Source organism: Kitasatospora sp. NPDC004272 (assembly GCF_053603035.1).
The window spans coordinates 1-8,723 of sequence record NZ_JBSGET010000225.1 but is presented as its reverse complement, the minus strand read 5'-3'; the positions used below and the strand labels follow the sequence as shown (position 1 = coordinate 8,723).

The window sequence follows — 8,723 nt, the reverse complement described above, 5'->3', positions numbered from 1 at the left end:
CCCGCCCCCGCCGCCGGAGCGCCACCCGCTGCCGCCGCCGGCGGCGGCCCCGTGCGGCCCGCTCTGCCCCCCGCGGTAGGACGCGCCGGGGTGCGCCCGGGTACGCCGAAGGCGCCGCACCCCGTCCGGAACGGACCGGACGGTGCGCGGCGCCTTCGGCGTACTGGCCGTGCTGCGGGCTCGCTGCTCGCTTACTTCGCGGCGGCGAACAGCTCGCGGGCCAGGCGGGCGGTCTCGGACGGCGTCTTGCCGACCTTGACGCCGGCGGCCTCCAGGGCCTCCTTCTTCGCCTGGGCGGTGCCGGAGGAGCCGGAGACGATGGCGCCGGCGTGGCCCATGGTCTTGCCCTCGGGCGCGGTGAAGCCCGCGACGTAGCCGACGACCGGCTTGGTGACGTGCTCGGCGATGTAGGCCGCGGCCCGCTCCTCGGCGTCGCCGCCGATCTCGCCGATCATGACGATCAGCTCGGTGTCCGGGTCCTCCTGGAACGCCTTGAGGGCGTCGATGTGGGTGGTGCCGATGACGGGGTCGCCACCGATGCCCACCGCGGAGGAGAAGCCGAGGTCACGGAGCTCGTACATGAGCTGGTAGGTCAGGGTGCCGGACTTCGACACCAGACCGATCTTGCCCGAGCCGGTGATGTTGGCCGGGATGATGCCCGCGTTGGACTGTCCGGGGCTGATCAGGCCGGGGCAGTTCGGGCCGATGATGCGGGTCTTGTTGCCCTTGGCGCCGGCGTGGGCCCAGAACGCGGCGGTGTCGTGCACCGGCACGCCCTCGGTGATGACCACGGCGAGGCCGATCTCGGCGTCGATCGCCTCGATCACGGCGGACTTGGTGAACGCCGGCGGCACGAAGATGACGGTGACGTCGGCACCGGTCTTCTCGATCGCCTCGACCACGGTGCCGAACACCGGGACCTCGGTGCCGTCGACGTCGACGGTGGTGCCCGCCTTGCGCGGGTTCACGCCGCCGACGATCTGGGTGCCGGAGGCGAGCATGCGGCGGGTGTGCTTCATGCCCTCGGAGCCGGTCATGCCCTGGACGATGACCTTGCTGTCCTTGGTAAGGAAGATAGCCATGGTGTTGAGTCCCTTCCTTACTTGTTGGCCAGCTCGGCGGCGCGGTCAGCGGCGCCGTCCATGGTGTCCACCTGCTCGACCAGCGGGTGGTTGGCGTCGGTCAGGATCTGGCGACCGAGCTCCGCGTTGTTGCCGTCCAGACGGACGACCAGCGGCTTGGTGACGGCCTCGCCCTTGCTCTCCAGGAGCGCGAGGGCCTGCACGATGCCGTTGGCGACCGCGTCACAGGCGGTGATGCCGCCGAAGACGTTGACGAAGACCGACTTGACGTCGGCGTCGCCCAGGATGATCTCCAGGCCGTTCGCCATCACCTCGGCGGACGCGCCGCCGCCGATGTCGAGGAAGTTGGCCGGCTTCACGCCACCGTGGTTCTCACCGGCGTACGCGACGACGTCCAGGGTGCTCATGACGAGGCCCGCGCCGTTGCCGATGATGCCGACCTGGCCGTCGAGCTTGACGTAGTTCAGGCCCTTGGCCTTCGCCGCCGCCTCCAGCGGGTTGGCGGCGGCCTTGTCTTCGAGCGCCTCGTGCTCGGGCTGGCGGAACTCGGCGTTCTCGTCCAGGGAGACCTTGCCGTCGAGCGCGATGATCTTGCCCTCGCCGGACTTGATCAGCGGGTTGACCTCGACCAGGAGGGCGTCCTCCTTGACGAAGACGACCCAGAGCTTCTGCAGGACGTCGGCGACCTGGTCGGCGATCTCGGCCGGGAACTTCGCCGCGGCGACGATCTCGGCGGCCTTCTCCGGGGTCACGCCCTCGTTGGCGTCGACCGGGATCTTGGCGAGCGCGTCCGGGTTCTCCTCGGCCACGACCTCGATCTCCACGCCGCCCTCGACGCTGGCCATGGCCAGGAAGGTGCGGTTGGTGCGGTCGAGCAGGAAGGAGACGTAGTACTCCTCCTTGATGTCCGCGGTCTGGGCCAGCATGACCTTGTGGACGGTGTGGCCCTTGATGTCCATGCCGAGGATCGCCTCGGCCTTGGCCACGGCGTCCTGCGGGTCGGACGCGAGCTTCACGCCACCGGCCTTGCCCCGGCCACCCACCTTCACCTGAGCCTTGACGACGGCTCGGCCGCCGAAGCGCTCCGCGATGGCGGCAGCGTCTGCGGCGGTCTCGATGACATCGCCGTCAAGCACGGGTACACCGTGCTTGGCGAAGAGGTCCCTCGCCTGGTACTCGAACAGGTCCACGTGTTTGTCCTTGTTCGTGGTCGCGGAATGTGTCTCTACGAGCGTGCCACGGCAGGATCTTCGCTGCGGGTCGTCGACACTGAGCGGGTACGCAGATGTACGGCCTTGCGGCCCACGCAGTTGCCGGGCGCATCGTCAATCAACACGCGCGTCACGTCCGCATGGCAGGTTATCCCCGGACGACCGGCCTGTTTCGCCCGGGGCCCGGTCCGCCTTGGTGAGAACCGTCACAACGCGCCCGGTCCGGGCCCCTCACCAGCGGGGGCGCGCGATGGTGAGGCCCACCACCGCTTCACCCGGACGGGTGGCCACCGCTCCCCTTGACGGCCCGCGGACCGCTCGACTCAACCGCGCTCCGGCACCGGCAGCGGCCGCTTCTCGATCGCCGCCGCCATGATCTCCGGGAAGGCGTCCGGCGTGCAGGCGAACGCCGGGGCCCCCAGCTCCGCCAGCGCCTGCGCGTGCGCGTGGTCGTACGCCGGGGCGCCCTCGTCGGACAGCGCCAGCAGCGCGATGAACTGCACCCCCGCGGCCTTCATCGCCGCCACCCGCTTGAGCATCTCGTTGCGGATCCCGCCCTCGTACAGGTCGCTGATCAGCACCACGATCGTCTCCGACGGCCGGCTGATCCTCGACTGGCAGTACGCCAGCGCCCGGTTGATGTCGGTGCCGCCACCCAGCTGCGTCGCGAACAGCACGTCCACCGGGTCGCTCAGCTGCTCGGTCAGGTCGACCACCGAGGTGTCGAACACCACCAGCCGGGTGTCCAGGCTCGGCATCGACGCCAGCACCGCGCCGAACACCGCCGAGTGCACCACCGACGGCGCCATCGACCCCGACTGGTCGATGCAGAGGATCACCTCCTTCTTCACCGCCCGCTGCGCCCGCGCGTAGCCGACCAGCCGCTCCGGGACGACCGTGCGGTACTCCGGCAGGTACTTCGACAGGTTGGCCCGGATGGTGCGGTCCCAGTCGATGTCCCGGTGCCGGGGACGGTTCACCCGGGCGCTGCGGTCCAGCGCCCCGCCGACCGTCGAACGGGTCCGGTCGGCGAGCCGGCGCTCCAGGTCCGCCACCACCTTGCCGACCACCGCCCGGGCGGTCTCCCGGGTGGTCTCCGGCAGCGCGTGCTTCAGCGACAGCAGCGTCCCCACCAGGTGCACGTCCGGCTCGACGGCGGCCAGCATCTCCGGCTCCAGCAGCAGCCGGTCCAGGCCCAGGCGGGAGATCGCGTCCTGCTGCATCAGCCGCACCACGCTGGTCGGGAAGTACTCCCGGATGTCCCCCAGCCAGCGCACCACCTTCGGCGCCGAGCCGCCGAGCCCCGCCGACCGCTTCCCGTCCTCCCGGTACAGCGCCCCCAGCGCCCCGTCCATCGCCGCGTCCCGCCCGGTCAGCCGCACCCCGGTGCCGTCCGCGTCACCGCCCAGCACCAGCCGCCAGCGCCGCATCCGCTCGTCGTCCTGACGGACCGTCATCTTCTTTCACTCCTTGGCTTGCCCATCGGGCCGGTCGAAGACCGCCCTGCCCAACCCCCGCGCCCCGTCAGGGGCGCGGGGAACTGCGCGAAGCGGAAGGGAACAGGGGGAAGGTCGGGCGGCGCCGCGGCGGATCCCGCCGGCCGCCCGGGTCCGCGGCGTCTCAGGCGGTGGCCCGGCGGTCCACCTGGCGCGGGATCCGCGGCTGCGGGATCGACACCCCCAGCAGCAGTGCCAGCACCTCCGTGGCCGCCTCGGCGCGCTCCTCGTCGAGCGGGGCGCTCGGGGCGGAGCCCTGCGCGGGGGCACCGAGCGGGCCGGCCGCGACCCGGGAGCCGATGGTGTGGCGCACGCCCGTCTCCAGCGAGGAGAAGGTCCGGCGCAGCACCGGCAGCAGGTCGGTGAAGACCTCCGGGGAGACCCCGCACAGCCAGCCGTCGAGCAGGCCGAGCAGCGTCGGGTCGTGCAGCAGCAGCGCGCCGCCGCCGGAGACGAAGCCCTCGACCCAGCCGCCCGCGTCGGCGGGTTCGGAGGCGGTGGACAGCACCAGGCCGAGCCGCCGCCCGGCCTCCGCCGCGTCGAGCCGCCCGTCGTCCAGCAGCAGCCGCACCGCGCGGCCGCGCAGCAGTCCGGGGACGCCGGTCGCGGGGCCGCCGTGCGGTTCGCGGGCGGCGAGCGCGGCCAGCGTGCCGGCCCAGCGTTCGGCGGTGTCGCCGCCGAGCAGGGCGATCGCCTGGTGGACGGCGTCGAGTTCGGCGCGGCGGGCGTTCGCGCCGTCCGCGTCGAGGCCGGTGCAGGCGGCGGGCAGGGCGACGCAGAGCCGCTCGGCCAGGCCGTGCGCGACGGCGGTGAGCGAGCTGGTGTCGGTGGAGCGGACGTCGCCGTAGCGCAGCGTGCGGACCAGCGCGGGGAGCGCGGCGGCCAGGTGCCCGGCGTCGGTGTCGAGCGCGGCGCGGTCGGCGAGCAGCCGCATCACCTCGGGCAGCGCGTCGGGCAGGTCGGCCAGCAGGCAGTGCTCGGCGAGCGCGGTGAGGGCGGTGAGTTCGGCGTCCCGCGCGTCGGCGACCGCCTTGTTGGTGGCGGCGGAGCGCACCGTGGTGCCCCACTGGCCGGCCTCGACCAGGCGGACCGAGAACTCGGGCTCCCAGCCGAGCTGCCAGGTCTCCCGAAAGGTGCCGGTGGAGTTGACGCCGTCCCGGGAGGGGCGGCCCCAGTGCAGGCCGAGCAGCCGCAGCCGGTGCAGCAGCCGGGAGCGCTCCACGCCCAGGTTCTCGCGCAGGTCGAGGGCGAGCTCCCGGACGGCGGCCTCCGGCTTGAGCCGCAGGGTGCGCTGCAGGCGGGTCAGGTCGCGCTGCAGCGGCACGGCGGGCACCCCGTCGGGGACCTCGCCGAGCGCGTCGCCGACCACCAGCCGCTCGCGGACCAGGGCGAGCGCGACGTCCGAGCCGTCGCACATGACGGCGCGCACCGCGTCCAGCGTCTCGGTGAGGCCGGGCAGCGGGCGGCCGCGCACCGCGGCGAGGGTCTCGGCGAGCCGGACCGCCTCGATGACGTGCGCGGAGGAGACCGGGTGGTCCTCGGCCCGGAGCAGTTCGGCGACCTTGGTCATCCAGCGGGCGACCGGCTGCCCGGGGGCGGTGAACAGGTGGTGGTACCAGCCGGGCGAGTCGATGCCCGCGCCGTAGCCGGTGTGCTGGGACAGCCGGCGGTGCGTCCACGGCACCCAGGTCAGTTCGACCTTGAGCTTCCTGGGCAGTTCGGCGAGCAGCGCCCGGTCGTGCGCGACGGTGGGCAGCACGGCCAGCGCCGGGACGTGCCAGGCGCCGCAGACCACCGCGATCCGCCGGTGCCCGGCCTTGCGGGCGGCCCGGATCCGCTGGCGCATCGCGGCCTCGCGGACCAGGTCGCGGCGCTCGGCCGGGTGGTGCTCGCGCAGCGCGGCCATCGCCTCGGCGAGGGCCGCGAACGGGGCCAGCGGGTCGCCGTCGGGGGTGCGGTGCTCGACCGCGTCCTCCCACCAGGCTTCCGGGTCGGTGTGGCCGGCGGCGGCGGCGAGTTCGGCGATCGGGTCGACGGGCGCGGGCCCGGAAGTGCCCCCCGGCACTTCCGACCCCTCCCCCTCTTCCGACGCTCCGTCACGGCCGGAGGTGTCACCCCCGCCGGTAACGGTTTCGTCGCCGTCCGCGGGCGGGCCGTCGTCGCGGGCGCCGCGCGGGCCGAGCGCGAGGCTCTGCGCGGCGGGCAGGTCGATGAAGTGGACCGGCACCCCGGCGTTCAGCCCGTGCCGCAGCGCCACCCACTCGGGCGAGAACTCGGCGAGCGGCCAGAACGCGGCCCGCGCCGGGTCGTCGGCGACGTGCGCGAGCAGCGCGACCGGCGGCACCATCTCCTTCTCGGCGGCGGCCGCGACCAGGTCGTCGGCCTCCGGCGGGCCCTCGATCAGCACCGCGTCCGGCCGCAGGGCGGCCAGCGCGGCGGCCACCGCGCGGGCCGAGCCGGGGCCGTGGTGGCGCACCCCGAGCAGCGTCACCTCCGCGCCCGCCGCCCCGGTGCTCACGGTCTCGGCACTCACGCGGAGACCTCCCGGGCGGCCCGGTAGAAGTCCTTCCAGCCGTCGCGGTCGCGGACCACGCCCTCCACGTACTCGCGCCACACCTGCCGGTCGGCGACCGGGTCGCGGACCACCGCGCCGAGGATGCCGTCCGCGACGTCCCCCGCGCGCAGCACGCCGTCGCCGAAGTGGGTGGCCAGCGCGAGGCCGTTGGTGACCACCGAGATCGCCTCGGCGGTGGAGAGCGTGCCGCTGGGGGTCTTCACCTTCGTCCGCCCGTCGGCCGTCAGGCCGGAGCGCAGCTCGCGGAAGACCGTCACCACCCGGCGGATCTCCTCGGCGCCGCCCGGGAGTTCGGGCAGGTCGAGGGAGCGGCCGAGCTGGCCGACCCGGCGGGTGACGATCTCCACCTCCTCCTCCAGCGTGGCCGGCAGCGGCAGCACCACGGTGTTGAAGCGGCGGCGCAGCGCGGAGGAGAGTTCGTTGACGCCGCGGTCGCGGTCGTTGGCGGTGGCGATCACGTTGAACCCGCGCACCGCCTGCACCTCGGAGCCCAGCTCCGGGACGGGCAGGGTCTTCTCGGAGAGGATGGTGATCAGGCTGTCCTGGACGTCCGCCGGGATGCGGGTGAGCTCCTCGACCCGGGCGACCTGCCCGTCGCGCATGGCGCGCATCAGCGGGGAGGGCACCAGCGCGTCCTCGCTCGGGCCGTGGGCGAGCAGTTGGGCGTAGTTCCAGCCGTAGCGGACGGCCTCCTCGGGGGTGCCCGCGGTGCCCTGCACCAGCAGCGTGGAGTCTCCGGAGATCGCCGCCGCCAGGTGCTCGGACACCCAGGTCTTGGCGGTGCCGGGCACGCCGAGCAGCAGCAGCGCCCGGTCGGTGGCCAGCGTGGTCACGGCGACCTCGATCACCCGGCGCGGGCCGATGTACTTCGGCGTGATCACCGTGCCGTCGGCGAGCTCGCCGCCCAGCAGGTAGGTGGCGACCGCCCATGGCGACAGCCGCCAGCGCTCCGGCCGGTCCCGGTCGTCGTGCCGGGCGAGGGCGGCCAGCTCCTCGGCGAACGCGTCCTCGGCGTGCTGCCGCAGGACCTCGCTGGTCGTCTCGGTGGTCATCGACTGCTCCGATCTCACGGGGATCTCACGGATCGTCAGAACGCTGCGCGAAGAGGGCGCGAAGGACGAACGGCACGGCACTGACCTGGGAGGGAGAACTCCCGTTCGCCCCGTGCACCCACCACTGTGCCGCCCGCCACTGACAACCGACCCGGCGTCAGCCGCCCGCCGGGACCCGCCGGTCGGCGGCCCGCCGCCAGGGCCGCGGCCGGGCCGCGCCGAACGCCGCCTCCACCACCAGGAAGCCCCACAGCAGCCCGGTGGCGCCCAGAGCAGCACCGCTGACCCCGCCAAGGTCGGCGAACAGCGGGAGTGCCGTCCAGGGTCAAGTCGCCGACGGGAGCAGGGACGTGCGCATCGGGGAACCCGCCGAACGGACCGGGCCGGGCCGCGCCGCGCCGCGCTTCCACGAGCGCGGCGGGCTGCCGGTCCCCCACCGGCTGCCCGACGGCCACCGCGACTTCCCGCCCGGGGCCGAGCCCTGGCCGCGGTACGTCCGCACCGCGCAGGCGCTCGGCTCCCCGCTCGCCGAGATCGCCCGCACCGGCGCCGAGTCGGGTGCCGAGTCGGGCGCCGCGCCGGACGCCGCCGAGCGGCTCTCCGAGCTGTTCCGGGCGAAGACCGCGCTGATCGACGCCCGGACGGCGGAGCTCGCCGCCCCGCGCGCCGACCTCGCCGGTCGGGTCGGCACGGGATGCCCGCCGGCCCCGGCCTGACGGGCCGTCGGCTGTCGGTGCCTCCCCGCCCCCGGGGGCGCCCCGCCCTTCGTCCGGTGCGGCGAGCCGTTCCCGCCGACCGGCGGCCGACGGGTCCTGACGGACCCTCGACTGTCAGTGGCCCCTCCTAGCGTCATCGGCATGGAGGAACGCTGGAGCACCGAACACGTCCTTTCGCTGGCGCCCGATCCGGCTTCCCTGAAGGCGGCGGGCAAGCTCTCCGGCCCGGCCCCCTGGTCGGCGACCGGCACCGGCGGGGGCGCGCTGTGGGGCCTGTGCAAGGGCAGCGGCAGCACCCCGTACCGGACGGCGGTCGAGCTGGGCACGCCCGCGTACAAGTGCAGTTGCCCGAGCCGGAAGTTCCCGTGCAAGCACGCCCTCGGGCTGCTGCTGCTCTGGGCCTCCGGGCCGGAGGCCGTCGCCGACGGGGCCGCCCCGCCGGACTGGGTGGCGGAGTGGCTGGACGGCCGCGGCCGGGCCGCCGCCGACAAGGCCGCCAAGCAGTCGGCGAAGGCCGCCGAGGCGGACCCGGCGGCCGCCCGCAAGCGGGCCGAGAAGCGTTCCGCCCGGGTCGCGGGCGGCGCCCGCGAG

At 74.4% G+C, this 8,723-nt stretch carries 7 protein-coding genes; 2 read left to right on the top strand and 5 right to left on the bottom strand.

The features are described from left to right. Positions 1-191: 191 nt before the first annotated feature. From sucD to ACWEO5_RS37115, 5 genes are all read right to left on the bottom strand, one after another. On the bottom strand, positions 192-1,082 hold the full coding sequence (gene sucD / locus ACWEO5_RS37135; protein ID WP_344551975.1) for a succinate--CoA ligase subunit alpha: 891 nt from the start codon (positions 1,080-1,082) through the stop codon (positions 192-194). A 17-nt stretch (positions 1,083-1,099) separates the two neighbouring features. Next, on the bottom strand, positions 1,100-2,272 hold the full coding sequence (sucC, locus tag ACWEO5_RS37130) for an ADP-forming succinate--CoA ligase subunit beta (protein ID WP_176188436.1): 1,173 nt from the start codon (positions 2,270-2,272) through the stop codon (positions 1,100-1,102). Between the two features lie 344 nt (positions 2,273-2,616). Next, positions 2,617-3,750: a VWA domain-containing protein gene (locus tag ACWEO5_RS37125; protein WP_452166506.1), complete on the bottom strand. Its 1,134-nt coding sequence runs from the start codon at positions 3,748-3,750 to the stop codon at positions 2,617-2,619. Between the two features lie 163 nt (positions 3,751-3,913). Beyond that, positions 3,914-6,322: a DUF5682 family protein gene (locus tag ACWEO5_RS37120; RefSeq protein ID WP_452166505.1), complete on the bottom strand. Its 2,409-nt coding sequence runs from the start codon at positions 6,320-6,322 to the stop codon at positions 3,914-3,916. Beyond that, positions 6,319-7,416 carry an ATP-binding protein gene (locus tag ACWEO5_RS37115; RefSeq protein ID WP_452166504.1) on the bottom strand — a complete coding sequence of 366 codons (1,098 nt, stop codon included), beginning with the start codon at positions 7,414-7,416 and terminating at the stop codon, positions 6,319-6,321. The genes ACWEO5_RS37120 and ACWEO5_RS37115 overlap by 4 nt, the downstream gene beginning before the upstream one ends. A 350-nt stretch (positions 7,417-7,766) precedes the next feature. Here ACWEO5_RS37115 and ACWEO5_RS37110 point away from each other — a divergent pair, with 350 nt between their 5' ends. Together ACWEO5_RS37110 and ACWEO5_RS37105 are read left to right on the top strand one after the other, a co-directional pair. Then, a complete protein-coding gene (locus tag ACWEO5_RS37110; protein WP_452166503.1) occupies positions 7,767-8,132 on the top strand; it encodes a MerR family transcriptional regulator in 366 nt (121 codons plus the stop codon). A gap of 141 nt (positions 8,133-8,273) precedes the next feature. Further along, positions 8,274-8,723: SWIM zinc finger family protein (locus ACWEO5_RS37105; RefSeq protein WP_452166502.1), on the top strand; the 450-nt coding region annotated here is incomplete at its 3' end.